This is a genomic window from Achromobacter sp., from assembly GCF_032102605.1.
GTDB lineage: Bacteria > Pseudomonadota > Gammaproteobacteria > Burkholderiales > Burkholderiaceae_B > Achromobacter.
The window spans coordinates 22,210-46,455 of record NZ_DAMDGT010000023.1; the positions used below are offsets into that span (position 1 = coordinate 22,210).

Annotated in this window: 23 protein-coding genes and 1 tRNA gene; 13 read left to right on the top strand and 11 right to left on the bottom strand. The window is 67.2% G+C overall.

What is annotated here, in order from left to right:
* The first annotated feature begins 22 nt into the window (after positions 1-22).
* From selA to RT614_RS28115, 3 genes are all read left to right on the top strand, one after another.
* Positions 23-1,453: an L-seryl-tRNA(Sec) selenium transferase gene (selA, locus tag RT614_RS28105; protein WP_313625758.1), complete on the top strand. Its 1,431-nt coding sequence runs from the start codon at positions 23-25 to the stop codon at positions 1,451-1,453.
* Positions 1,450-3,396, top strand: coding sequence for a selenocysteine-specific translation elongation factor (selB, locus tag RT614_RS28110; RefSeq protein ID WP_313625760.1), 1,947 nt, complete (start codon positions 1,450-1,452; stop codon positions 3,394-3,396). The genes selA and selB overlap by 4 nt, the downstream gene beginning before the upstream one ends.
* Positions 3,397-3,408: 12 nt before the next feature.
* A tRNA-Sec gene (locus RT614_RS28115) sits at positions 3,409-3,504 on the top strand.
* Positions 3,505-3,904: 400 nt separating this feature from the next.
* Here RT614_RS28115 and RT614_RS28120 read toward each other — a convergent pair.
* Together RT614_RS28120 and RT614_RS28125 are read right to left on the bottom strand one after the other, a co-directional pair.
* Positions 3,905-4,444, bottom strand: coding sequence for a TlpA disulfide reductase family protein (locus RT614_RS28120; RefSeq protein ID WP_313625762.1), 540 nt, complete (start codon positions 4,442-4,444; stop codon positions 3,905-3,907).
* Between the two features lie 23 nt (positions 4,445-4,467).
* On the bottom strand, positions 4,468-5,568 hold the full coding sequence (locus tag RT614_RS28125) for a transglutaminase domain-containing protein (RefSeq protein WP_313625764.1): 1,101 nt from the start codon (positions 5,566-5,568) through the stop codon (positions 4,468-4,470).
* Between the two features lie 138 nt (positions 5,569-5,706).
* Between RT614_RS28125 and selD the strand changes: the two genes are divergently transcribed.
* A complete protein-coding gene (gene selD, locus RT614_RS28130) occupies positions 5,707-6,768 on the top strand; it encodes a selenide, water dikinase SelD (RefSeq protein WP_313625766.1) in 1,062 nt (353 codons plus the stop codon).
* 203 nt (positions 6,769-6,971) lie between these two features.
* Here selD and RT614_RS28135 read toward each other — a convergent pair whose 3' ends face one another.
* The gene (locus RT614_RS28135) at positions 6,972-7,889 is read right to left on the bottom strand and encodes a LysR substrate-binding domain-containing protein (RefSeq protein ID WP_313625768.1); all 918 of its coding nucleotides are present in this window, start codon (positions 7,887-7,889) and stop codon (positions 6,972-6,974) included.
* Positions 7,890-8,059: 170 nt separating this feature from the next.
* On the opposite strand from RT614_RS28135, the gene RT614_RS28140 reads away from it, so the two are divergent.
* The 3 genes from RT614_RS28140 to RT614_RS28150 all read left to right on the top strand — a co-directional run bounded on the left by RT614_RS28140 (position 8,060) and on the right by RT614_RS28150 (position 9,200).
* Entirely contained in the window at positions 8,060-8,269 is a 210-nt protein-coding gene (locus RT614_RS28140) for a DUF2917 domain-containing protein (protein ID WP_313625770.1), read from the top strand.
* A 66-nt stretch (positions 8,270-8,335) separates the two neighbouring features.
* Positions 8,336-8,986, top strand: a complete 651-nt coding sequence (locus tag RT614_RS28145) for a 2-hydroxychromene-2-carboxylate isomerase (RefSeq protein ID WP_313625771.1) — start codon at positions 8,336-8,338, stop codon at positions 8,984-8,986.
* A gap of 40 nt (positions 8,987-9,026) precedes the next feature.
* Positions 9,027-9,200, top strand: a complete 174-nt coding sequence (locus tag RT614_RS28150; protein ID WP_313625773.1) for a hypothetical protein — start codon at positions 9,027-9,029, stop codon at positions 9,198-9,200.
* Between the two features lie 64 nt (positions 9,201-9,264).
* On the opposite strand, the gene RT614_RS28155 is transcribed toward RT614_RS28150, so the two are convergent.
* Positions 9,265-9,642 carry a DUF779 domain-containing protein gene (locus RT614_RS28155; protein ID WP_313625775.1) on the bottom strand — a complete coding sequence of 126 codons (378 nt, stop codon included), beginning with the start codon at positions 9,640-9,642 and terminating at the stop codon, positions 9,265-9,267.
* A gap of 78 nt (positions 9,643-9,720) precedes the next feature.
* Complete coding sequence (adh, locus tag RT614_RS28160; RefSeq protein WP_313625777.1) at positions 9,721-11,250, bottom strand: aldehyde dehydrogenase; 1,530 nt, start codon at positions 11,248-11,250, stop codon at positions 9,721-9,723.
* A gap of 294 nt (positions 11,251-11,544) precedes the next feature.
* On the opposite strand from adh, the gene RT614_RS28165 reads away from it, so the two are divergent.
* Positions 11,545-13,419 (top strand): sigma-54-dependent Fis family transcriptional regulator, encoded by a 1,875-nt coding sequence (locus RT614_RS28165; RefSeq protein WP_313625779.1) that lies wholly within the window; start codon positions 11,545-11,547, stop codon positions 13,417-13,419.
* Positions 13,420-13,469: 50 nt separating this feature from the next.
* On the opposite strand, the gene trpC is transcribed toward RT614_RS28165, so the two are convergent.
* From trpC to rpe, 6 genes are all read right to left on the bottom strand, one after another.
* The gene (trpC, locus tag RT614_RS28170; RefSeq protein ID WP_313625781.1) at positions 13,470-14,258 is read right to left on the bottom strand and encodes an indole-3-glycerol phosphate synthase TrpC; all 789 of its coding nucleotides are present in this window, start codon (positions 14,256-14,258) and stop codon (positions 13,470-13,472) included.
* A complete protein-coding gene (gene trpD / locus RT614_RS28175) occupies positions 14,255-15,286 on the bottom strand; it encodes an anthranilate phosphoribosyltransferase (RefSeq protein WP_313625783.1) in 1,032 nt (343 codons plus the stop codon). Before trpD ends, trpC begins: the two co-directional genes overlap by 4 nt.
* A gap of 12 nt (positions 15,287-15,298) precedes the next feature.
* Entirely contained in the window at positions 15,299-15,865 is a 567-nt protein-coding gene (locus tag RT614_RS28180; protein WP_313625785.1) for an aminodeoxychorismate/anthranilate synthase component II, read from the bottom strand.
* 62 nt (positions 15,866-15,927) lie between these two features.
* A complete protein-coding gene (gene trpE / locus RT614_RS28185) occupies positions 15,928-17,448 on the bottom strand; it encodes an anthranilate synthase component I (protein ID WP_313625787.1) in 1,521 nt (506 codons plus the stop codon).
* Between the two features lie 262 nt (positions 17,449-17,710).
* The gene (locus RT614_RS28190; protein WP_313625789.1) at positions 17,711-18,418 is read right to left on the bottom strand and encodes a phosphoglycolate phosphatase; all 708 of its coding nucleotides are present in this window, start codon (positions 18,416-18,418) and stop codon (positions 17,711-17,713) included.
* A gap of 16 nt (positions 18,419-18,434) precedes the next feature.
* Positions 18,435-19,163, bottom strand: a complete 729-nt coding sequence (rpe, locus tag RT614_RS28195) for a ribulose-phosphate 3-epimerase (RefSeq protein ID WP_313625791.1) — start codon at positions 19,161-19,163, stop codon at positions 18,435-18,437.
* A gap of 129 nt (positions 19,164-19,292) precedes the next feature.
* Here rpe and apaG point away from each other — a divergent pair, with 129 nt between their 5' ends.
* From apaG to RT614_RS28220, 5 genes are all read left to right on the top strand, one after another.
* Positions 19,293-19,667, top strand: coding sequence for a Co2+/Mg2+ efflux protein ApaG (gene apaG / locus RT614_RS28200; RefSeq protein WP_313625792.1), 375 nt, complete (start codon positions 19,293-19,295; stop codon positions 19,665-19,667).
* 40 nt (positions 19,668-19,707) lie between these two features.
* A complete protein-coding gene (locus RT614_RS28205) occupies positions 19,708-21,012 on the top strand; it encodes a murein transglycosylase A (RefSeq protein ID WP_313625794.1) in 1,305 nt (434 codons plus the stop codon).
* Complete coding sequence (locus tag RT614_RS28210) at positions 21,009-22,178, top strand: UbiH/UbiF family hydroxylase (protein WP_313625795.1); 1,170 nt, start codon at positions 21,009-21,011, stop codon at positions 22,176-22,178. Before RT614_RS28205 ends, RT614_RS28210 begins: the two co-directional genes overlap by 4 nt.
* Before the next feature lie 144 nt (positions 22,179-22,322).
* Positions 22,323-23,111, top strand: coding sequence for a DsbC family protein (locus tag RT614_RS28215; protein WP_313625797.1), 789 nt, complete (start codon positions 22,323-22,325; stop codon positions 23,109-23,111).
* Between the two features lie 66 nt (positions 23,112-23,177).
* Positions 23,178-24,137 (top strand): D-2-hydroxyacid dehydrogenase family protein, encoded by a 960-nt coding sequence (locus tag RT614_RS28220; RefSeq protein WP_313625799.1) that lies wholly within the window; start codon positions 23,178-23,180, stop codon positions 24,135-24,137.
* The last annotated feature ends 109 nt before the right edge of the window (positions 24,138-24,246 follow it).

Sequence of the window (24,246 nt, forward strand, 5' to 3'; positions counted from 1 at the left end):
TTGGCACGATAAGGAACCTCGCATGGCAGACCCTCTGTCCGGCGCCGGCCTGGCCGCCGCATCCGACATTCCCTCGCTGGATCGCTTGCTGAACGCCGAGGCGCTGCGTCCGGCGCTCGAGGCCCACGGCCGCACCCAGGTAGTGGCGGCGTTGCGCCAGGACCTGGATGCGCTGCGCCGGCGCGCGCTGAACGGGGGGCTGCCGCGCGCCGACCTGGAGGGCGCGGCCGTGGCGACGCGCACGCAGGCGGCGCTGGACAAGGCCGCACAGCCGCGCCTGCGCGCCGTCTACAACCTGACTGGCACGGTGCTGCACACCAATCTTGGCCGGGCCCTGTTGCCCGACGAGGCGGTGGCGTCGGTGCTGCGCGCGCTGACGTCGCCCGCCAATCTTGAATTCGACCTGGACACCGGTGGCCGCGGCGATCGCGACGACCTGATCGACGACCTGCTGTGCGAGCTGACGGGCGCCGAGGCCGCCACGGTCGTCAACAACAACGCGGCCGCGGTGCTGCTGATGCTGAATGCGCTGGCGGACCGCCGCGAAGTGGTGGTGTCGCGGGGGGAGCTGGTCGAAATCGGCGGCGCCTTCCGCATCCCCGACATCATGAAGCGGGCGGGCGCCAAGCTCGTGGAAGTCGGCACCACCAACCGCACTCACGCGGCCGATTATGAGACCGCCATCGGTCCGCGCACGGCGATGCTGATGAAGGTGCATTGCAGCAACTATGCGGTCACCGGTTTCACCAAGAGCGTGGACATCGCCGAGGTGGCCGCGCTGGCGCATGCGCGCGGGCTGCCGGCGACGGTGGATCTGGGCAGCGGCACGCTGGTGGACCTGACGAAGTACGGACTGCCCAAAGAGGACACCGTGCGCGAGACCATCGCGGCCGGCGCCGACCTGGTGACGTTCAGCGGCGACAAGTTGCTGGGCGGGCCGCAGGCCGGCCTGCTGGTGGGACGGGCCGACCTGATCCGCAAGATCAAGAAGAACCCGCTCAAGCGCGCGCTCCGCGTCGGCAAGCTGACGCTGGCGGCGCTGGAGCCGGTGCTGAACCTGTACCGCGCTCCCGAGTTCCTTGCACAGCGCCTGACGACGCTGCGCCTGCTGACCCGTCCGCTGCGCGACATCCAGCCCCAGGCCGAACGGCTGCGCGGTGCGCTCGCCCATGCGGCAGGCCCGAATTACGCGGTAGAGGCCGTCTCGATGTTCAGCCAGATCGGCAGCGGAGCATTGCCGATCGACCAGCTTCCCAGCTATGGGCTGGCGGCGCGCTATGCAGGCAGCGGACGTCCCGGACGTCACCTGGAAAGGCTCGAAACCCAGCTGCGGCAGTTGCCCATTCCCGTGATCGGCCGCATCGCGGACGACACGCTTTGGCTGGACCTGCGCTGCCTGGAAGCCCGCGACGAGGCCGCGTTTGCGGCGCAGTTGGCGGAGCCGCTGGCATGATCGTCGGCACCGCAGGCCATATCGACCACGGCAAGACGACACTGGTGCGCGCACTGACGGGCGTGGATACCGATCGGCTGAAGGAAGAGAAGGCGCGCGGCATATCCATTGAACTGGGCTATGCCTACACGCCGCTGGCGAACGGCGACGTGCTGGGCTTCATCGACGTCCCCGGCCACGAAAAGCTGGTGCACACGATGGCGGGGGGCGCCAGCGGCATCGATTTCGGGCTGCTGGTGGTGGCGGCCGACGATGGCGTCATGCCGCAGACTCGCGAGCACCTGGCCATCCTGGCGATGCTGGGCGTGGCGCGCGGCGCGGTTGCGCTGACCAAGGCGGACCGCGCGGATGCGGCGCGGCTCGAGGCGGTGCGTGGCGAGATCGCGGCGCTCGTGGCTGGAACGTTCCTGGAAGACGCGCCGGTGTTCGGCACGAATGCGTCGCTGGCCGGCGATGCGGGCGTGGCGGCCTTGCAGGCTTATCTGCACGGTGAAGCGCAGGCGATGGCGCGGCGTGACGCAACGGGTCTTTTTCGGCTGGCGGTGGACCGGGTGTTCACGTTGTCAGGGCACGGGACGGTGGTGACGGGCACGGCGCACGCCGGGCAGGTCAGCGCGGGGGACGAAGCCGCGGATCTGCGGCTGATGCCGGCGGGCGCTAGGGTGCGGGTGCGCGGCATCCACGCGCAGAACCAGCCCAGCGAGACCGGCGCGGCGGGTCAGCGTTGCGCGCTGAATCTGGCGGGCATCGACAAGGCCGCGATAGCGCGCGGCGACTGGATCGCGGATGCGCGTTGCTTTCTGCCGTCGCGGCATGTAGACGTGGCGTTGACGCTGCTGCCGTCGGCGGACATGCCGGTGCGCGCGTGGTCGCCGTTGCACGTACACCTCGGCGCGGCGCGGCATGTGGCGCATGCGGTTCCGATCAGCGCTGAATCGCTGGCGCCGGGGCAGTCGGGCTGGGTGCAGTTGGTGTTCGACGAGCCCGTGTGCGCGATGCCGGGCGACCGCTATATCGTGCGCAACGCGCAGGCGACGCGCACGGTGGGCGGCGGCCGGGTGTTGGATCCGAACGCGCCGGACCGCAAGCGTCGCGCGGCGGCGCGCCTGGCTGGCTTGCAGGCGTTGTCGTCGATGCTGGATGGCGGCGGACTGCGGCCGGTCCTGGAACATGCGCCGCTGGGCCTGGACGAAGCGGCGTTGCAGCGGCTGACGGGCCGGCCGGTGGACGAGATCGCGGCGCCGGATGGCGCCGTGTGGATCGAAGCGCGCAATGCGCAGGGGCCGCGCACGCTGATGTTGGCGGCGCATTGGGACGCGCTGTGCGCGCGCGTGGAGCAGGCGCTTGCGGCGTTCCATCAGGGCGCGCCGGACGAGCCGGGGCCGGACAGCGCCCGGTTGCGTCGGATGGCGATGCCGGCGGGGCCGGATGCGCTGTGGACGTCGGTGCTGGATGCGCTTCAACGCGACGGCCGTGTCGCGCGCAATGGTCCGTGGCTGCATCTGCCGACGCATACGTCGACGCTGGCCGAGGCGGAGTCGGCGATGGCTGCGCGATTGTTGCCGTTGCTTGCGGAAGGGGCGTTCGATCCGCCCTGGGTGCGGGATCTGGCGCGGCTGCAGAACGAGCCGGAGGACGCGGTGCGCCAGTTGCTGCGCAAGCTGTTGCGGCGGGGGGAGGTGGCGCAGGTGGTGAAGGATCTGTTCTATCACCGTGATCAGGTGCGGGCGCTGGCGGCGCTGGCGGCGGATCTGGCGGGGCGGCCGGAAGGGTTGAATGCGGCGGTGTTCCGGGATGCGACGGGGTTGGGGAGGAAGCGGGCGATCCAGATTCTGGAGTTCCTCGATCGAGTGGGGTATACGCGGCGGGTACGGGATATGCATTTGCTGCGCGGCGACAGCGCGTACGCGGCGATGCAGCGGCCCGCTGAGCCGGTATCATAGGCGGGCCGTTACGGAAGGCATCCGTGCCCGGCGGCACGGCCGGGCTTCAAACCCGGTTGGGGGCGTCAGACGTTCCCAGGTAGGTTCGACTCCTGCTGCCTTCCGCCAGATTTTTTTGTTGCTCTCGTGCAGTGTTCTTCTGCCGCCCGCGGCGTCGCGGGGTCTGCGTTGCGGGCCTCCGATAGCGGTCCGGAGCCTTCGCTCCGGACTGCCCCGGGCTCATCCTCGTCCGCCTTCGGCTCCCTTCGGATTCCGCCGGGCGCTATCTAAACGGCCCGCAACACAGACCCCGCGCCACCGCGGGCTCTGTCTGCGAATGCTTGGTGGGTTGCTGGGGAGGGCGGTTTGCTTGGCGTTCTCTTGGTCGGCAGTGGGTTGTGGAAGATTGTGCGGCGCCCGCCAAAAAAGGCGGCCCTCCCAGCCGCCATTTTTGGCTTACGTGGTGTCTTGCGTCTGAGGGGGGTTTCGGTTGGACGTTCGACTATCCGCGCACGGGCCGACGAGTGTCTCAACTCCGCAGCATCCGCGTCACCACGCCGCCCACGCTGTTCGACTTCCAGTCCAGTTCGCCCAGGTGCCAGTACCTGACCGTCCCGCCCCGGTCCACCAGGTAGTTGGCGGGCAGGCCGATTGCCTCCCATTTCTTCGATGCGGCGCTGTTGCGGTCGTGCAGGACCGTGCCGGCGACGGGCCATTTTTTCAGGAAGGCGGAGATCTTGGCTGGTGACTCGCCGACGTTTACCGCGATGAGGCGCAGGCCTTCTTCGCGGTGGCGTTTGGCCATGGTGGACATGATGGGGATTTCGTCGCGGCAGGGGTCGCACCAGGTGGCCCAGAAGCTGACGATGACGACGTTGCCGCGCCAGGACGAGAGTTTCTGTTCTCGGCCGGACAGGTCGGGAAGGATCAGGGGCGGTGTTGGCGCCGTCCACGGGGCCCAGTCGGGGCCGGTGGCGGTTTTCAGGGCGGAGTCGGGGGCGGCGCGGGCCCAGTGGGGCAGGGCCGCCAGCGAGAGGGCGGATTGCAGGAGGAGGCGGCGGCTGGTCAAGGCGTGTTCCTGCGGGCGGGAGGTCAGATGGGAATGGGCTTGGCGGTAAGGGTGTAGCTGAAGCTGTCGGGGTCGAGGCTGTCGAGGCGGCCGTCGGAGGTTTCGCCGTTGGGGTACATCAGGAAGGGAACGGGGCCATGCGTGGCGCCGGGCAGGGCGACGTCGTGGCCGTGGTTGTAGGCGACCCAGTTCATTTCCCAGGCGCCGAAGAGCATGACGCGGGCGGCGCGCACTTTGGCGTCGGTCAGGGGCAGTTCGCCGGGCGGCTCTTCGAGCATGACCTTGCGTACGTCGGCGGGATCGACGGGTATCCAGCCGTAGCCGTCGGCGTAGAACTCGGCGCGGCAGTGCTGGGCGCGGGTGACGTCGCCGGCCTTGCCCAGGCTTTTGTAGCCCAGTTGGGAATTGGCGACGCGCAGGCCGTAGGCGTCGCGCGCGGGGATGCCGGCGGCGCGGGCGAGGGCGACGAAGAGGGCGTTGATGTCGGCGCATTTGCCGTTGAGGTCGTTGGCGGTGAGCATGTAGCGCACGTCGCCGACGCCGCATCCGCGGGTGGAGGCGGTGCGGCAGGTGTTTTCGACGACCCAGTCGTAGATGGCGCGGGCTCGCGCCATGTCGCCCTGGTGGCCGCGGGTGATTTGGTTGGCGGTGGTTTTGACGATGCCGTCGGTAGGCAGCAGCGCGGTGGGTTGCAGGAATTCGCGCAGTGCGGTGGGGCTTTCGCGTTCGGTTGCGGCGGGCGGCGGCTGTGTGAGGTCGACGCGGCGGTTGCGGATCTGGAAGCGGCTGGTCAGGGTGACGGTGCGCGGCGCTTGCGCGTCGGGCCATTGCACCGCCAGCATCTGGACGCCATAGCCGGGGGCCTGGGTCAGTTGTGCGGCGCCGGCGCCGCTGACTTGCCAGGTGTTCTGCACGCCGCGTTGATAGGAGGTGTCGGTGGCGTAAGGCACGGGCAGCCAGATGCGGGTGTGGGCGCCGGGATCCTTGACGCTGACGGAGGTGGTCAGTTCGAAGGCGCGCCACGCGGTGGTGACAGGTGTTTGCTGGGCGCGCACGGCATGAGGCAGCGCGGCGGTGGTGGCGCACAGGGCGCCCGAGAAACGGAGAAAGTGTCGGCGATCCATATAGCCCTCACGCACGGTGAAGTGTGGCTGTCGGTGCGCCCGTGGCCGGGCGGCCGTCCGTTGCTGCATGTGCGATTCATCATAGGGGCATTTTCGGGTGCGGTGCTATCCTTTTTCGACTGACATACGGAGATTGAGATGACCCAGGATGTAGCGTCCGCGGACGTGCCGCGCTTGACCTCTCTTTCGCATGGCGGCGGCTGCGGCTGCAAGATTGCGCCGGGCGTGCTGTCGGCCCTGCTGGCGCGCTTCGGTCCGGCGGCCAGTTATCCGAACCTGATGGTGGGCACCGAGACCGCCGACGACGCGGCGGTGTATCGGCTGAACGATGAACAGGCGCTCATCGCGACCACGGATTTCTTCATGCCCATCGTGGACGATCCCTTCGATTTCGGCCGCATTGCAGCCACCAATGCGCTGTCGGATGTGTACGCGATGGGCGGCACGCCGATCATGGCGCTGGCCATCGTGGGCATGCCGATCAATGTGCTGCCGCACAGCGTCATCGCGGAAATCCTGCGGGGCGGTGAATCCGTGTGCGCGGACGCGGGCATCCCGGTGGCGGGCGGACACAGCATCGATTCCGTCGAGCCCATTTATGGGCTGGCGGCGATGGGACTGGTGCATCCCTCGAAGGTCCGGCGCAATGCGGATGCGCGCGCGGGCGATGTGCTAATCCTGGGCAAGGGCCTGGGCGTGGGCATATTGTCGGCGGCGCTGAAGAAGAACCGCCTGGATGTCGACGGCTACCGCGTGATGATCGATACGACCACGCGACTGAACCGGCCGGGGTCTGCGCTGGCCGCGCTGGACGGCGTGCACGCGATTACCGACGTGACGGGTTTCGGCCTGCTGGGACATGCGCTTGAAATGGCGCGCGGCGCAAAGCTGACGGCGCGCCTGCGGTTGGCTGCGTTGCCGTGGCTGCCGGGTGTGCAGGAATTCGCGGCGGACGGCGTGATCACGGGCGCCTCGGGCCGCAACTGGGCGTCTTATGGCGAGTCGGTGCGCCTGGGGGCGGGCGTGTCGGACACGTATCGCGCGCTGCTGACCGACCCGCAGACCTCGGGGGGACTTCTGGTGTCGTGCGCGCCCGAGGCCGCCGATGCAGTGCTGAAAGTCTTCCACGGCCAGGGGTTTGATCAGGCAGCCGTGATCGGCGAGATGACGGCGGGCGATGCGCAGGTGATGGTCGACTGAACGATTGAACGGCTCAGCGGCTAAACGGTTGAGCGACTGAATGGTTGAACGGCTCAACGACTGAACGCCTGACCCCGTCGCCCGGAAGCGTGTCCCGGATGGTTCCGCGCCTCGCTTCTGCAAAGCTCCTGGCGCGCCTATGCCAAACGACCGAGCGTCAATCGCCCTGCCGCTCCCTATCGGTCGGCGAGGCAGCTCGCGGGTCACGACGTCAAGTCGCGCGCCGTGGCGGCGGCTTGCTCCGTCAGCCACTGCGCGACAACGTCGGCATCGGGCGTGCTGCGCCGCGCGTTGCGCACCAGCCAGTAAGCGTGTTCGGTGGCGCTGGCTTCCTGCCCGCCGACGATAGCCAGGCGGCGGTCAGCCAGCATGGGCGCGATCAGCGCCAGCCGCCCCAGCGCGATGCCGTGTCCCGCCAGCGCGGCATGCACGATCTGGTCGTACTGATTGAACCGCAGCATGCCTTTGGCGCGCACGCGGCCCAGCCCGCGCGCACTCAGCCATTCCGACCATTGCAGCCACGGGCGCGTGGGGTCGTCGAATTCCAGCAGCACGTGGCGTTGCAGCTCGCGCGCATCGAGCGCTTCAGCGTGCAGCGACGGGTGCGCCACCGGCACCACCGATTCCCCAAAGAGCCACGCCGCGCCATCGGGCACGGTGTCGCGCTCGCTGTAGCGGATGGCGATGTCCACGGCTTCTCGGTCGATATCGATGAGCCGGTTGTCGGCGGCCACGCGCACGTCGATCTGCGGGTGTGCCGCCTGGAAGTCTCCCAGCCGCGGCAGCAGCCACAGCGAGGCGACGCCGATGGTGGTGGTGACGGTGACGGGGGTGCGTCTTTCGGGGGCGCGCAGCTGTTCGGTCAGATCGCCCAACTGGCTCAACCAGACGTCAGCCATGCGGAATAGCTGCGCGCCTTCGGACGTGAACGTCACGCTGCGAAAGCCGCGCACCAGAAGCGGCACACCCAGATGCGCTTCCAGCGCGCGGATCTGGCGGCTGACGGCGGACTGGGTGACATGCAGGTCCTGCGCGGCCAGGGTGATGCTCATGCGTCGGCCGACGGCGACGAAGCCCCGGACGAGATCAAGCGGAGGAAGTTTCGCGAGCGGGTATGGCATTCGTAAAACTCATGCGAGTCGGGCGGAAATGTCGCTTGAGCAATAGTACGCCCAGGCGTCCAATATGACTCAGACGATGGGTGACAGGGACACAATCCCGGTCATCCGCCGCGATAGCCGCTGCCGCGGCCGGGAGGTACGCCATGATCCAGTTATGTTGCACTGCGGGTATGTCATTCCGTTTGGCCGGCGGCTCGACTATGCTGCTCAAGCGCGCTTCGGGCGTCCGCATCGTGTGTCACGCCGGCACTCTGTGGGTATCCGAATACCGCCGCTTTGATGACAGCGTGCTGCAAGCGGGTGAAACCCTGACCCTCGGCAGCAATCGCGACGTCGTCATCAGCGGCCTGCCGGATGCGCAGGTCGCGCTACTTTCCTGACGACGACGCGGCGCGTCCAGCGTCGCGCCCAGCCGTGGTGCTGCAGGCCAAACCGGAGATCCAGTCATGACCGCGTCCTTGCCCGATACCGCCCGCATCGAAATGTGGTTCGACTTCGCCAGTCCGTACAGCTACCTGGCGATCGAGCGCATCGAACCCCTTGCGAAGGCGGCAGGTGTGCAAGTCGATCTGCGGCCTTTCCTGCTGGGCCCCATCTTCCAGGCCCAGGGATGGAACGACTCGCCCTTCCGGCTTTTCCCGGGGAAGGGCGCCTACATGATGCGCGACATCGCCCGCCTGGCCGAAAAATACGGCGTGGTCTATAACCGGCCGCGTCTGTTCCCGCGCATGAGCGTGCTGCCCGCGCGCATCGCGCTGATCGGCCAGGACGAACCCTGGGGCCGCGATTTCTGCCTGGCTGTGTTCCGCGCCAACTTCCAGCACGATCTGGACATCCAGGCCGAAGACGTCGTGCATGGATTGCTGACGGACCTGTCGCTGGACGCGGATGGCCTGATCGCCCGCGCCAAGACCGAGGCCGCCAAAGAGGCCCTGCGCCGCCGTGTCGACAAGGCGCGCAACCTGGGTCTGTTCGGCGCGCCGACGTTTTTCGTGGAAGGCGAAATGTTCTGGGGCAACGATCGCCTCGAAGACGCGCTGGAATGGACGCGCCGTACTGCGCCCGCCAGCGCCTGGGCGCCCGCCGCCCGCGCCTGATCCACCTCGCCCAAGTTTTCTCGTCAACGCATCATCAGCAATGAAAAACGCAAGCAGCGCCTATCGCGGCGCGCCCATGCCGGGCGGCCGCTCGTTCACCCAATTCCGGGCCGCCCGCATCCGCCGGGTGTCGTTCCAGTGGAAGCAGATCGACCGGCCCGACGCGCAGGACGAAGGCCTGCCAAAGGGCGGCAGCCACGGCAAGCGCGGCTGACTCGCGCGCGCGGACGGCATCGCCCGCGACCGTTGCAGCAAGGCGTTGCTGACCAATCCGCCGGCTACCCTTTCGTGACGTGCGCGACGTTCGCCCACTCTTCATCCGAATACAGCCGAGACCGCAGCAAAAAGCGCCTGCCTTCGGCGCTGTCCAGCGAGAAAGCCCCGCCACGGCCGGGCACGGCGTCGATGACGAGCTGGGTGTGTTCCCAGTACGTGAACTGGTCTTCGCCGATATAGAAGGGGCAGCCTTCCAGGTCGCCCAGCAGCACGTCCGAGCCCCCCACCATGAACTCGCCCTGGGGATAACACATGGGCGAACTGCCGTCGCAGCAGCCGCCGGACTGGTGGAACATCAGCGGGCCGTGCTTGGCGCGCAGGGTATCGATGAGGTCGCGAGCTTCGTCGGTCGCGACCACGCGTGGCGTGTGCTCTGGCATGGCCGGATTCCTTTCGGGCGCGCCGGGCGGACCCGGCGCGCAGAGTGCCGCAGCTGGCGGCGAATCACAACTGGCGGATCAGAAGAATCCCAACTTCTTCGGCGAATAGCTCACCAGCAGGTTCTTGGTTTGCTGGTAGTGATTGAGCATCATCTTGTGGTTTTCGCGTCCGATGCCGGATTGCTTGTAGCCGCCGAACGCCGCATGCGCCGGGTAGGCGTGGTAGCAGTTGGTCCATACGCGGCCGGCCTTGATGGCGCGCCCCATTCGATAGCAGGTATTCGCGTCCCGTGACCATACGCCCGCGCCCAGGCCGTAGAGCGTGTCGTTGGCCAGCGCAAGCGCGTCGTCGGCGTCCTTGAACGTCGTCACCGCCACGACGGGTCCGAAGATTTCCTCCTGGAACACGCGCATCTTGTTGTGGCCCTTGAAGACGGTGGGCTGCACGTAATAGCCGCCTTCCAGTCCGCCCTGCATCTGCGCGCGCGAGCCGCCCGCCAGCACGTCGGCGCCTTCCTGCTTGCCGATGTCCAGGTAGGACAGAATCTTTTCAAGCTGCTCGGTGGAAGCCTGCGCGCCCAGCATGGTGTCGCCGTCCAGCGGATTGCCCTGCTTGATGTCGGCCACGCGCTTCAGGGCGCGTTCCATGAACTTGTCGTAGAGCGATTCCTGAATCAGCGCGCGGCTGGGGCACGTGCACACTTCGCCCTGGTTCAGCGCGAACATGACGAAGCCTTCGACCGCCTTGTCCAGGAAGTCGTCGTCTTGCGCGGCCACGTCCGCGAAGAAGATGTTGGGCGACTTGCCGCCCAGTTCCAAGGTGACCGGGATGATGTTCTGCGATGCGTACTGCATGATCAGCCGGCCGGTGGTGGTCTCGCCCGTGAAGGCGATCTTTGCGATGCGCTTGCTCGATGCCAGCGGCTTGCCGGCTTCCAGGCCGAAGCCCGTCACCACGTTCACGACGCCCGGCGGCAGGATGTCGCCGATCAGTTCCATCAGCAGCAGGATGCCCAGCGGCGTCTGTTCCGCGGGCTTGAGCACCACGCAGTTGCCGGCGGCCAGCGCGGGCGCCAGCTTCCATGCGGCCATCAGGATGGGGAAGTTCCAGGGAATGATCTGTCCCACCACGCCCAGCGGCTCATTGAAGTGATACGCGACGGTGTCGTGGTCGATCTCGGACAGTCCGCCTTCCTGGCTGCGGATGCACGAGGCGAAGTAGCGGAAGTGGTCGATGGCCAGCGGGATGTCGGCGGCGCGGGCCTCGCGGATGGGCTTGCCGTTGTCCCAGGTTTCCGCCGTGGCCAGGCGTTCCAGGTTGGCTTCCATCACGTCGGCGATCTTCATCAGCATGCGGGCCCGTTCGGCTGCCGGGGTCGAACCCCATTTCGGCGCGGCGCGATGCGCGGCGTCCAGCGCAAGTTCGATGTCGCGCTCTTTTGAACGCGCGTTGCGCGTCAGGGTCTGGCCGGTGACCGGCGTGACATTGTCGAAGTATTCGCCATCCGCGGGCGACTGCCATTTTCCGTCGATGAAATTATCGTACTGCGTCTTGAGGTCCAGGCGCGTGCCATAGGTTTCCGGGGTAACGCGGGTCGCGATGTCCATGCTTGTCTCCGTATCGTTGGGATGGCGGCAGCATGCTGCCTGCCCTGTATCAAGCAAACCGCATGCCAGTCGGGCCGACACGGGTGGACAGCCCGCCGCACGCATGCGAAAGTAGATTTCCGTGACAGAGGAAGCGCTCTGCCGCCGGGCCGCCCCAAGGCAGAGCAGCCCCCTTGGGGGGCAGCAAGCCCGCGGAGCGGGCGCGGCGTGGGGGCTTACCCCCTCCCTCACCGTCGCTAATTGCGACAGTGTCGCGGAACAGGTGTCGCAGAACGCCCGTCCAAGGAGACATGCATGGCCATTCACTCCCGTCGGCAAACGCTGACGCAGGCGCGCCTGCTGTTCAATCAGCAGGGCGTGGTGCCCGGCGGCGTCGTCGCCGAACCCATCCTGAGGTCGTGGCGCCGCTGCGCCGATCTGGGCTTCGACATGCGCGGCGTGCGTCGCGCCGAACTCATGACCCAAGGCGAATTGCGCGAGGCCCAGCAGCGCAACGAGGCGTTGCGCCGCATGTCCGAACCCGCGATGTCGTACCTGTGCCGTCAGGCGGGAGGCAGCGGCAACCTGGTGATCCTGTCCGACGCGCAAGGCCTGGTGCTGGACTCGGACGGCGATACCGGGTTCGCGCATCGCGCCTCGCGTGTAGCGTTGATGCCGGGAGCGCCCTGGGACGAGGCCGCGGCGGGCACCAATGCCATCGGCACCGCGCTCGTCGAGGGCCGGCCCATCGCCGTGCACGGCGCCGAGCACTATTTCGAACCGAACCGCATCCTGACCTGCGCGGCCGTTCCCATCAGCGACAGCGAGGGCCGGACGATCGGCGTGCTTGACCTGTCCAGCCAGGCGCGCGACATCCGCCCGGACGTGCTGGCGTTGGTGCGCGCGGCCGTGGACCGTATCGAGCACCAGCTCTTCGGACAGGCTTACGACCAATGCGCCGTGTTGCGCCTGCACGCGGACCACTCCGGCCTGGGCGAACCGGGCGAAGCGCTGCTGGCGTTCCAGGGAGACTTGCTGGTTGGCGCCAATCGGCAGGCATTGGATGCACTGGGCTTGGCCGCGACCGCGCTGGGCGTGTATCGCTACGCGGACGTCTTCGATGGCGACATCGAACGCTGCCCCGACGCGGCGGGCCGGGTGCATACGCGGCTGGGGGCGGTCTATCACGCGCGCCTGCGCTGGCCACGTTCGCGGCCGCCCCGATCGCCGGCCGTGCCCGCGACGCTGCCGGCCGCCGGCCGCGACATTGCGCCTGCAACCAGTTTCGACACCGCGACCCTGGGCGCGCTGGCCCGCGCCGTGCATCTGTCCGATGCGGGCGTATCGATTTTGCTGCAGGGCGAGACCGGCGTGGGCAAGGAAGTGTTCGCGCGGCAGATGCACGCGCGCGGCAAGCGTTCATGCGGTCCATTCGTGGCGGTGAATTGCGCCGCCTTGCCGGAAAGCCTGATCGAATCCGAATTGTTCGGCTACGAAGAGGGCGCGTTCACGGGCGCGCGCCGCCAGGGCAGCAAAGGCCTGCTGCGGCAGGCGCACGGCGGCGTGCTGTTCCTGGACGAGATCGGCGACATGCCGCTCCTGCTGCAGTCGCGATTGCTGCGCGTGCTGCAGACGCGCGAGGTCTCGCCACTGGGCGCCGCGCGCGCCGTGCCGGTGGACTTCACGTTGATATGCGCCACCCACCGTCCGCTGGCTCATGAAGGGCCGGACGCGCCGGTGCGTCCCGACCTGTATTTCCGGATCGCCGAATACACCGTCACGCTGGAGCCTTTGCGGGCGCGCGAGGACCGGTTGGAGCTGTTGCGCGGTCTGTGGGCGGCCCAAGGCCCCGGGCCTGCGTTGCCAACGGCCATCGAGGCCATCCTGGCCGCCTATTCGTGGCCGGGAAACTATCGTCAATTGGTGTCGGTGTTGCGGACCCTGCATGTGCTGGCAGGCCCTGCGGGCAGGGTGGACGCCGAGATGCTGCCGGCTGAATTGCGCAGCGCGGCAATCGCGGTGCCGGCGATAAGCGTCGGGGCCGACCTTCAGGCGATGACGGACGCGGCGATTCGCAATGCCCTGGCCGAGAGCGGCGGCAGCGTCACCCGCGCGGCGCGCGCACTGGGTGTGCACCGCAGCACGATCTACCGACGCGCCGCCGCGCTGGGCCTGACGCGGCCGCGCTGAAGGCGGTGCCGCGCCGAACCGCGTGGCGGCGGCCGCTGTCTACACGAGGATCAACCGATCAGGCGGGCCAGTTCCGCACCCGGGTCCTTGGCGCGCATGAAGGCTTCGCCCACCAGGAAGGCGTCGACCTTGTGGTCGCGCATCAGCTTCACGTCTTCCGGCTTGAGGATCCCGCTTTCGGTCACGACGCGCTTGCCCGCCGGAATGCGCGGCAAGAGGTCCAGCGTGGTTTGCAGCGAGGTCTCGAACGTGCGCAGGTTGCGGTTGTTGATGCCCAGCAGCGGCGTCTTGAGCGTCAGCGCGATTTCGAGTTCCTGGGCGTCGTGGACTTCAACCAGCACGTCCATGCCTAGTTCGATGGCCAACGTTTCGTAGTCGCGCAATTGCGAGGGCGTGAGCGCGGCCACGATCAGCAGCACGCAGTCCGCGCCCATCGCGCGCGCGGCCACGATCTGGTAGGGATCGATGACGAAGTCCTTGCGCAGCACCGGCAGCGAGCACGCGGCGCGGGCCTGTCGCAGGTGGTCGTGCGAGCCCTGGAAGAACTGCACGTCGGTCAGCACCGACAGGCAGGCCGCGCCATGCACGGCGTAGGTGGCCGCGATCTCGGCGGGGGCGAAGCCGTCGCGGATGACGCCCTTGGACGGCGAAGCTTTCTTGATTTCAGCGATGACGCCGGCCTTGCCCTGCGAGATCTTGTCTTCGATGGCCTGGGCAAAGCCGCGCACGTCCTGGCGCGCCTGCGCTTCGCGCAGGACTTCGGCTTCGCTGCGCATCTGGCGAGCGGCGGCGACTTCCTCGGCCTTGACGGCGAGGATCTTCGCGAGAATATCGTTCATTTCTGGAATGTCCGGGTATATGCGCAGAATTCTTCCAGCTTGGCTCGCGCCGCGCCGGTGGAAATTAGTTCAAATGCTAGCGCTAAGGCTTCGGGAATGGAATCGGCTTTGTTGCCGGCATAGATGGCAAGCCCGGCATTGAGGGCGACGATGTCGCGGGCAGCGCCCTCGACATTCTCCAGCGCCTCTATGACAAGCTCGCGCGATTGCTCGCGATTGGACACCTTGATGCTCCGGTTGGACATCATGGATAGCCCGTAGTCCTCGGGGTGGATCTCGTACTCGCGGACGACGCCATCCTTGAGTTCGCCGACCATCGTGGCGCCGCCGAGCGACGCCTCGTCCATGCCGTCCTTGCCATGCACCACCAGCACGTGGCGCGAGCCCAGGCGTTCCAGCACGCGCACCTGGATGCCGACGAGATCGGGGTGGAACACGCCCATCAGCTGGTTCGCGGCGCCAGCGGGATTAGTCAGGGGGCCGAGGATGTTGAAGATCGTGCGCACGGCCAGTTCCTTGCGGATGGCGGCCACGTTTTTCATCGCGCCGTGGTGCGCGGGCGCGAACATGAAGCCGATGCCGGTCTCCTGGATGCACTCGGCCACCTGCTCGGGCGTCAGCACCAGGTTGGCGCCCAGCGCTTCCAGCACGTCGGCGCTGCCGCTGGACGACGAGGCGCTGCGGTTGCCGTGCTTGGCGATGGGCACGCCCGCCGCCGCGGCCACGAACATGGCGGTGGTCGAGATATTGAACGTCTGGCTGCCGTCGCCGCCCGTGCCGCACATGTCCAGCAGCTCATTGGGGTTGGGCGTGACCACGGGAGTCGCGAATTCGCGCATGACCTGGGCCGCGGCAGTGATCTCGCCGATGGTCTCTTTCTTGACGCGCAGGCCCATCAGCAGCGCGCTGGCGATCTGCGGCGACATTTCGCCGCGCATCAGCATGCGCATCAGATGCAGCATTTCGTCGTGGAAAATTTCGCGGTGTTCAATGCAGCGCGTCAGCGCTTCGGTGGGAGAAATAGTCACGATGCGTCCTTCTTAGGCGAGGTTCAGGAAATTGCGCAGCAGGGCATGGCCATGCTCGCTCAGCACGGATTCGGGGTGGAACTGTACCCCGTAAAGCGGCAGCGTCTTGTGGCGCACGCCCATGATGTCGCCATCGGGCGCCGTGGCGGTGACGGCCAGGCAGTCCGGCAGGGTGGCCGGGTCGATGGTCAGCGAGTTGTAGCGGATGACAGTGTACGGCGTGGGCAGGCCCTGGAATATGTCAGTGCCGGTATGCGAGAGCTGGATGGTCTTGCCATGCATGATCTGCTGCGCGCGCACGATGTTTCCGCCGAAGGCCGCGCCAATCGCCTGGTGGCCCAGGCACACGCCCAGGATGGGCTTCTTGCCGGCATATGTCTGGATCAGGGGCACGGAGATGCCCGCTTCGGCCGGCGAGCAGGGGCCGGGCGACACGCAGATCTGGTCGGGGTTCAGCGCGGCGATGTCTTCCAGGGTGATCTGGTCGTTGCGGGCCACGCGCACGTCGACGCCCAGCTCGCCGAAATATTGAACCAGGTTGTAGGTAAAGGAATCGTAGTTGTCGATCATCAACAGCATTTGTTTCTCCTCGGGGCCGGCTTCGCGGCCCGGGCGGTAAATCGGGGCGGTCGCCGCCAGTCTCAGATGGGTTCGTCCAGGCCGTGCTGCACCTGCTCTGCCGCACGGAGCACCGCGCGGGCCTTCGCTTCGGTTTCGGCCCATTCGGCTTCCGGGTTCGAATCCGCCACGATGCCTGCGGCCGCCTGCACATACAGCGTGCCGTCCTTGATGACGCCGGTGCGGATCGCAATCGCCACGTCCATTTCGCCGCCGTAGCTCAGGTAGCCGGCCGCGCCGCCGTAGATGCCGCGGCGCACGGGCTCCAGTTCATCGATGATCTTCATGGCCTCGACCTTCGGCGCGCCCGTCAGCGTGCCGGCCGGGAACGACGCGCGCAGCACGTCCATGCTGCTCATGCCGGGGTTCAGCGTGCCGGTCACGTTGGACACCAGGTGCATCACGTGCGAATAGCGTTCGATCACCATGGTGTCGCTGACCTTCACCGAGCCCACCTGCGCGACGCGGCCCACGTCGTTGCGCGCCAGGTCGATCAGCATGACGTGCTCGGCGATTTCCTTGGGATCGGCCTGCAGTTCGGCGGCCAATGCGGCGTCCTCTTCGGGCGTGCCGCCGCGCTTGCGGGTGCCGGCAAGCGGCCGGATGGTGATCTGGGACTTGGGCTCGCCGTTTTCAACGGTGCGTTCCTGGCGAACCAGGATTTCGGGCGATGCGCCCACGACCTGGAAGTCGCCGAAGTTCCAGAAGTACATGTAGGGAGAGGGATTGAGCGACCGCAGCGCGCGGTACAGGGACAGCGGCGAGTCGCGGAAGGGCTTGGCGATGACCTGCCCGATCTGCACCTGCATCAGGTCGCCGGCGGCGATGTGTTCCTTGGCGCGCAGCACGGCTGCCAGGTAGTCCGCCTTCTTGAAATCACGCCGTTCCTCGGTCTGCATGCTGGCGTGGCTGTACGGGATTTCCACCGGGCGTCGCAGGCGCGCGCGCAGGTCCGTCAGGCGCTGCTGCGCGCGGCTGTAGGCCTCGGGTTGGCTCGGATCGGCGTAGACCATCAGGTAGATGCGGCCGGCCAGGTTGTCCACGATCACCAATTCGTCCACGTGCATCAGCATGAGGTCGGGCGTGCCGCCTTCCATGCCTGCGGGGAAAGGCTTGACCGCCGGACCGAGGCAGGGCTCGATGTGGCGCACGGTGTCATAGCCGAAGTAGCCGGCCAGGCCGCCGCAGAAACGCGGCATGCCCGGACGCAGCGCAACCTTGAAGCGGCTCTGGTATTGCTCGATGAAGGCCAGTGGATCGCCTTCATGCGTTTCCACGACTTTGCCGTCGTGCAGCACTTCGGTCAGCGTGCCGCTGGCGCGGATCACCGTGCGCGCGGGCAGGCCGATGAACGAATAGCGGCCGAACCGTTCGCCGCCCACCACCGATTCCATCAGGCAGGTCATGCGGCCGGCCAGCGGGCCCGAATGCGCAAGCTTCAGGTAGATGCCAAGCGGAGTATCCAGGTCGGCGTAGGTTTCGGCCACCAGCGGGATGCGGTTGTAGCCTTGTGCCGCAAGGGCCTTGAATTCGATTTCGGTCATGTCGGGTCTCGTAAGCGGTATTTGCTTTCGGACCGGGCACGCAACAAAAAACCCGGTCCAGTTGACTGGTTCCGGGTTGGGCGCTGTTTACACAGTGTCGGCGCTAGGCGGCAAGGTCGCGTCTAGGGCCGGGAAGGGGAATCATCGCCACCCGGAAGACAAACGCCACCAACGCCACGAGGCGCCGAGCATTTGGTTCTGGATGGAAACGTTCATTGACGGGAATTCTGTATGGGATTCGCGGTGTTGAATCTGAAGGCGTTCAGGCCGGGACTTTTGCCGCGTTCTGGTTCTGATTCCAGAGCGCAACCCATTCTGCGGCGCCAACAAGCGTGTCAACTATACCATCGACATCCAGCTCGCGCACGTCACGTCCTTCGTTGTAGCCATAAGGCACCACCAGCACCTGCGTGCCGGCGCTGCGGCCGGCCTGTGCGTCGTTGATGGAATCGCCGATGGTCACGGCCTCGGTGACAGAGACGCCCAGCAGGTCGCACGCATGGTGGATCTGGTCGGGATCCGGCTTGCGCCGTTCGCAGGTGTCGCCGCAGACCACCGCGTCGAAAAAGCCCGCCAGTCCCGTGCGCTGCAGCAGGGGCAGCGTGAATTCGGTGGGCTTGTTCGTCACGACCGCCAGCTTGAGCCCTTGGTCGCGCATGAGTTTCAGGCCTTCGATGACGTCGGGATAGACCTGGGCGCGCTCGCCGTTGACCAGGTGGTAATGGCGGTAGAAGGCCTCGCGGGCGCGGTTGAACGCTTCGGGAGACGGATCGGCGGCGTCAAGCGAGCCAGCGAGGCTGCGGCGCACCAGGTTGTCCACGCCCTTGCCCACGAAAGTCGCCACCACGTCTTCGCGCAGCGAGATCATGCCAAGTTCAACGCGCATGGCGTTGGCGGCGAAGGCCAAATCGGGAATGGAATCGAGCAGGGTCCCGTCCAGGTCCAGCAGCGCGGCGCGAAAGGCGGTCATATCGGTGTCCTGGTCGTTAGACGGCGGTGGTTTCGCCGATGGCGATCTGGTCGCGCATGGCCTTGATGATGCCGGCGTAGTCCGGCTTGCCGAAGATGGCGGAACCCGCCACGAACGTGTCGGCGCCCGCGGCGCGGATTTCGGCGATGTTGTCGATCTTGACCCCGCCGTCCACCTGCAGGACGATTTCCTGGCCGCCGGCCTGCATCCAGGCGTCGATCCGTGCGCGGGCCTCGCGCAGCTTGGTCAGCGCGCCAGGAATGAAACTCTGGCCGCCAAAGCCGGGGTTCACCGACATGATCAGGACCAGGTCGATCTTGTCCATCACATAGTCCATGTAGGACAGCGGCGTGGCCGGATTGAAGACCAGGCCTGCCTTGCAGCCGTTTTCGCGGATCAGCGACAGCGTGCGGTCCACGTGACGGCTGGCGTCGGGGTGGAAGCTGATGTAATCGGCCCCGGCCTTGGCGAACTGCGGCACCAGCGCGTCCACGGGTTCAACCATCAGATGCACGTCGATCGGCACCTGGACGTGGGGGCGGATCGCCGCGCACACCATGGGGCCGATGGTCAGGTTGGGGACATAGTGGTTGTCCATCACGTCCACGTGGATCCAGTCGGCGCCCCCGGCGACGACGTTGCGGACTTCCTCGCCCAGCCGGGCGAAGTCAGCCGACAGGATGCTGGGAGTAATGCGGGTGGAGGCCGTTTGCTGGGACATGATGTTCGGGGTCGGGAAGGGCATAATGTGCCATTATTGCAGTTTGAGCCGCCGTATCGGGAAGGCCCCGGTCCAACAGGCCAGAAAATTGCGTCTTTTCAAGCGTCGGCGCCGGGATCCGGCTGTCCGCTTGCTGCCACACAGGGAAGGACTGTGAAACCTTACGACCTGAGCGTCTCTGTCTCGCCGCGCTTCGTGCCCGAACAGTCCGATCCTGGCGAACATCAATTCGTGTTCGCCTACACCGTCCGCATCACCAACACTGGCGAACATCCCGCGCAGGTGATCAGCCGCCACTGGATCATCACCGACGGCAACCAGCGCGTACAGGAAGTCCGCGGCCTGGGCATCGTCGGGCAACAGCCGCTGCTGGCCCCCGGCGAGACCTTCGAATACACCAGTGGCTGTCCCTTGCCCACGCCCGTGGGCACGATGCGCGGCATCTACCACTGCGTCGGCGAGAACGGCATCCCGTTCGAAGTGCCGATCTCCGAATTCGTCCTGGCCATGCCTCGCACCCTGCATTGAGCATGGTCCGGCCTTCCGTAGCACGTTTTTCCATTTGCTCATGAAGCGCATTCTTAGCCTGTCCGTGCTGTCGGTTCTGCTGGCGGCATGTTCCACCCCCTCCGACATTCCCCCCGATTCCGGTCTGCCCGGCACACCGGCCCCGCGCACGCCGGCGGTCGACGGCCCGCTCGTCGTGCCGTCGCTGTCGGCGCTGCCGGACACCGCGCCGCGCAACCTGGCGGGCAAACTCAAACCGGCCAACTGGGCCGAGATGCCCGGCTGGACGACGGACGACCTGTCCCAGTTCTGGCCCCTTTTCCTGCGCAACTGCAAGGGCCTGATGCGGCCCACCAGCGGCAACCTGGCCGCGCCCGCGCGCGCCACGCCGCGCGCCTGGCAGCCGGTCTGCGCCGCGGCGGTGGATCCGGCGCGCGCGCCGGCCGCCGGCGATGGCGAGGCCGTGCGCCGCTTCCTCCAGACCCATCTGCAACCCTGGCGCCTGAATGCCGCCGACGGCAAGCCGGCGGCCAACACGGTGACGGGCTACTACGAACCCCTGGTCCGCGGATCGCGCCGCCAGGGCGGCGCCTACCAATGGCCGCTGTACGCGGTGCCCGCCGATTTGCTGACGATCGACCTGGGTTCGGTGTACCCGGACCTGGCCGGCAAGCGCGTCCGTGGCAAGCTGGACGGCAAGCGCGTGGTGCCCTATGACACCCGCGCCGCCATCGAATCGTCGTCCGGCCGCCGGCCGCCCGTGGTGGTCTGGGTGGATGACCCGGTGGACAACTTCTTCCTGCAGGTGCAGGGCTCCGGACGCGTGCAGCTCACCGACGGGCCGGACGCTGGCAAGACCATCCGCGTCGCCTACGCCGACCACAACGGCCAGCCCTACGCGTCCATCGGCCGCTGGCTGATCGACCGCGGCGAACTGACCGCCGACCAGGCGTCCATGCAGAACATCCGGGCCTGGGCCCAGCGCAACCCCAAGCGCGTCCCTGAAATGCTCAACGCCAACCCCGCGGTGGTGTTTTTCCGCGAGGAACCGGTGATCGATCCCGAACAGGGTCCCAAGGGCGCCTACGCCATCCCGCTGGCGCCCCGGCGCTCGGTGGCGGTGGACGCCACCTTCGTGCCGCTGGGTACGCCCCTGTTCCTGGCCACCACCTATCCCGCCTCGGACAAGCCTTTGCAGCGCCTGGTGTTCGCCCAGGACACGGGCACCGCGATCCGCGGCGCGGCCCGCGCCGACTTCTATTGGGGCTACGGCGAAGAAGCCGGCCAGCAGGCCGGGCGCATGAAGCAGCGCGGCCAGATGTGGCTGCTTTGGCCCAAACAAGCCGGGGAGCCTTCCGCACGATGAGCCACCAGATCGTAGTTTGCGGGGCCGGCATCGTCGGCCTGTCCACCGCGCTGGCGCTGGCCCGCCGCGGGCAGCGCGTCGCCGTGCTGGCGCCCCGTTCCTCCGTGCCGCCCGCCGATCCCAACCACTATCACCCGCGCGTCTACGCCATCTCGCCCGCCAGCCAGCGTTTCCTGGCCGACCTGGGCGTGTGGGACGCCATGCCGGCCTCGCGGCTGATGCCGGTGCAGGCCATGGAAATCCACGGCGACGCCGACGGCCAGGTCAACCTGAACGCCTGGCAGGCCGCGTTGCAGCAACTGGCCTGGATCGTCGAGTCCGGAGAAATCGAACGCGTGCTGATCCAGGCCGTCCGCATGTTCGGCATTGCGTGGCTGGAAGACCGTTGCACGGGTTACCAGAACGGCGCCATCGACACCGAAAGCGGCGCCCGCATCCAGGCGGAGCTGTTCGTGGGCGCCGATGGCGCGGCTTCGCCGCTGCGCGACGCGGCCGGAATGAAGCACGAAGCCGTGTCCTATGACGACACCGGCCTGGTGGTTCACCTGGACGCCGAACTGCCGCACCAGGGCACGGCTTTCCAGTGGTTCCGCGATGACGGCGTGCTGGCGCTGCTGCCGCTGCCCGACACCGCCGACGGCCCGCAGGTCTCCATGGTCTGGTCCATGCGCAATGAACTCGCCCGCCAATTGCTGGACTTGCCGCAGGAAGCGCAGGCCTCGCGTCTGGAAACCCTGCTGGCCGACGCCGCCGAAGGTCGGCTGGGCCGCCTGAAGGTACGCAGCAAGTTGCATGGCTTTCCCCTGACGCTGGAGCGCTCCCAGATGGTGGCGCCGGGCATCGCCCTGGCGGGGGACGCCGCGCACCGCCTGCATCCGCTGGCGGGGCAGGGCCTGAACCTGGGGCTGGGCGACGTCGAGGCCCTGGCCCGCATCGTCGCGGGCCGCGAGCCCTTCCGCGAAGCCGGCGATCTGCGCGTCCTGCACCGCTATCAGCGGGCGCGGGCCGAACCTGTGCTGGCCATGCGCCTGGCCACCGACGGCCTGCACAGGCTGTTCGGCTCGAAGGCGACGCCGCTCGTCTGGCTGCGAAACGCCGGCATGCACTGGGTCGAACGGGCGCCGCTGATCAAGCGCCGCCTGATCGCCGGCGCGTCCGCCAACTAGGAACGCAGCCGCCGCTTTCAGCGGAACCTCGGCAGGCAGCCGGGCGTCTGATAGAGACCGCCGTCCCCCTTGCAAAGGGGGGGCGGATATCCCGGATCGGTTACGCTTTCCGCCAAAGCACTCGATACACAAGTAGGAGCACCGATGAAATTCCGCATACCCGCCACATTGGCGGCTTGTTTCCTGGCTGCTGGAATGGGCCTGTCCGCCGCCGCCCAGGCGCAGGAAGGCAAGTCCGTCTCCACGCAGTCCGTGGGGCAGGCGGCCAAGAATGAAAAAAGCGTCTCCACGACCGAACTTGACCCCGTCTCGGCCGCCGTCAAGGAACGTTTCCAGCAACGGTTCTCCGGCATGAACGTCACCACCGTGCGCCGCACGCCCTACGGGCTGTTCGAGGTGCAGCTGGGCATGGACATGATCTACACCGATGAAGGCGTCACCTGGGTCATGGAAGGTCCGCTGATCGACGCCACGACGCGTCGCGACGTCACCCGCGAATCGCAGGAAAAGCTCAGCGCCGTCACGTTCGACCAGCTACCGCTGGACCTGGCCATCAAGCAGGTCAAGGGCGACGGCTCGCGCAAGGTCGCGATCTTCGAAGACCCCAACTGCGGCTACTGCAAGCAGCTGCGCAAGACGCTCGAAGAAGTGGACAACCTTACCGTCTACACCTTCCTCTACCCCATCCTGTCGCCGGATTCCAAGGTCAAGGTGCGCAACGTGTGGTGCGCCAAAGACCAGGGCAAGACCTGGGACGACTGGATGCTGCGCGGCAAGACGCCCGCGGCGGCCGACTGCGACGTGCCTGAAGACAAACTGCTGGCGCTGGGCCAGCAACTGATGGTGCGCGGCACGCCCACGCTCTTCTTCGCCGACGGCTCGCGCATCAGCGGCGCGTTGCCCCTGGACCAGCTCAAGGCCCGTTTGAACTGACCGGCGCAAGTCGCGCCGGCCCGGGTGGGGTGGCGCGGTCGGCGCCACCCCACCCGGAGACAAGACTTGAAAATCGCAATACTCGACGATTACCACGACGTAGCCCGGCGCTACGCGGATTGGACCTCGCTGGGCGGTGACGCCGAGGTGCAGATCTTCAATAATTTCATCCCCGACGACCAGGTCGAAGCCTCCCTCGAGCCCTTCGACGTCATCGTCGCCATGCGCGAACGCACGCCGTTCCCGGCTTCCCGCATCAAGGCCCTGCCCAGGCTGCGCCTGCTGATCACCACGGGCATGCGCAACAACGCCATCGACATGCAGGCCTGCACCGAGCAGGGCATCGTAGTGTGCGGCGCACCCGGCAGCGCCGACGCCAACACCGCCACGGCGGAACTGGCCTGGGCGCATATCCTGGGCCTCTTCAAGCACCTTCCCGCCGAAGACGCGGCCATGCGCCGCGGCATGTGGCAGACGGCCATGCCCGAACCCCTGGCCGGCAAGCGCCTGGGCGTCGTGGGCCTGGGCAAGCTGGGCGCCGCGGTGGCCAAGGTGGGTCTCGCGTTCGGCATGGACGTCGTGGCCTGGAGCCCCAACCTGACCGACGAACGCGCCCAGGCCGCCGGCGTCACACGCGTGGACAAGCACGAACTCTTCTCCACGTCCGACGTCGTGAGCCTGCACCTGATCCTGTCGGATCGCAGCCGCAACGTGGTCGACGCCACCGCGCTGGCCGCCATGAAGCCCACCGCGTACCTCGTGAACACCTCTCGCGCCGGCCTGGTCGACCAGGAAGCGCTGATGGACGCGCTGGTCAAATTCCGCATCGCCGGCGCCGGCCTGGACGTGTATCCCGAAGAACCGCTGTCCCCCACCGACAACGTGCGCGACCTGGACAACGTCATCCTCACGCCCCACCTGGGCTACGTCAGCCGCGAAAATTTCGAGGCGTTCTACCAGAACTGCCTCGAAGCGGTGAAGGCCTGGGCGGCGGGCAAGCCGATCCGCGTGCTGAACGCGGCGTGATCGCGCCGTCAGGCGCCGACGCCGGCGTCTGATACCGGGGGGAAGTGCGCTGAAGCTTTTCGGGTGTCCTGGCGGTATCGGACACTTGGAAAGCTTCGGACATTCTCGC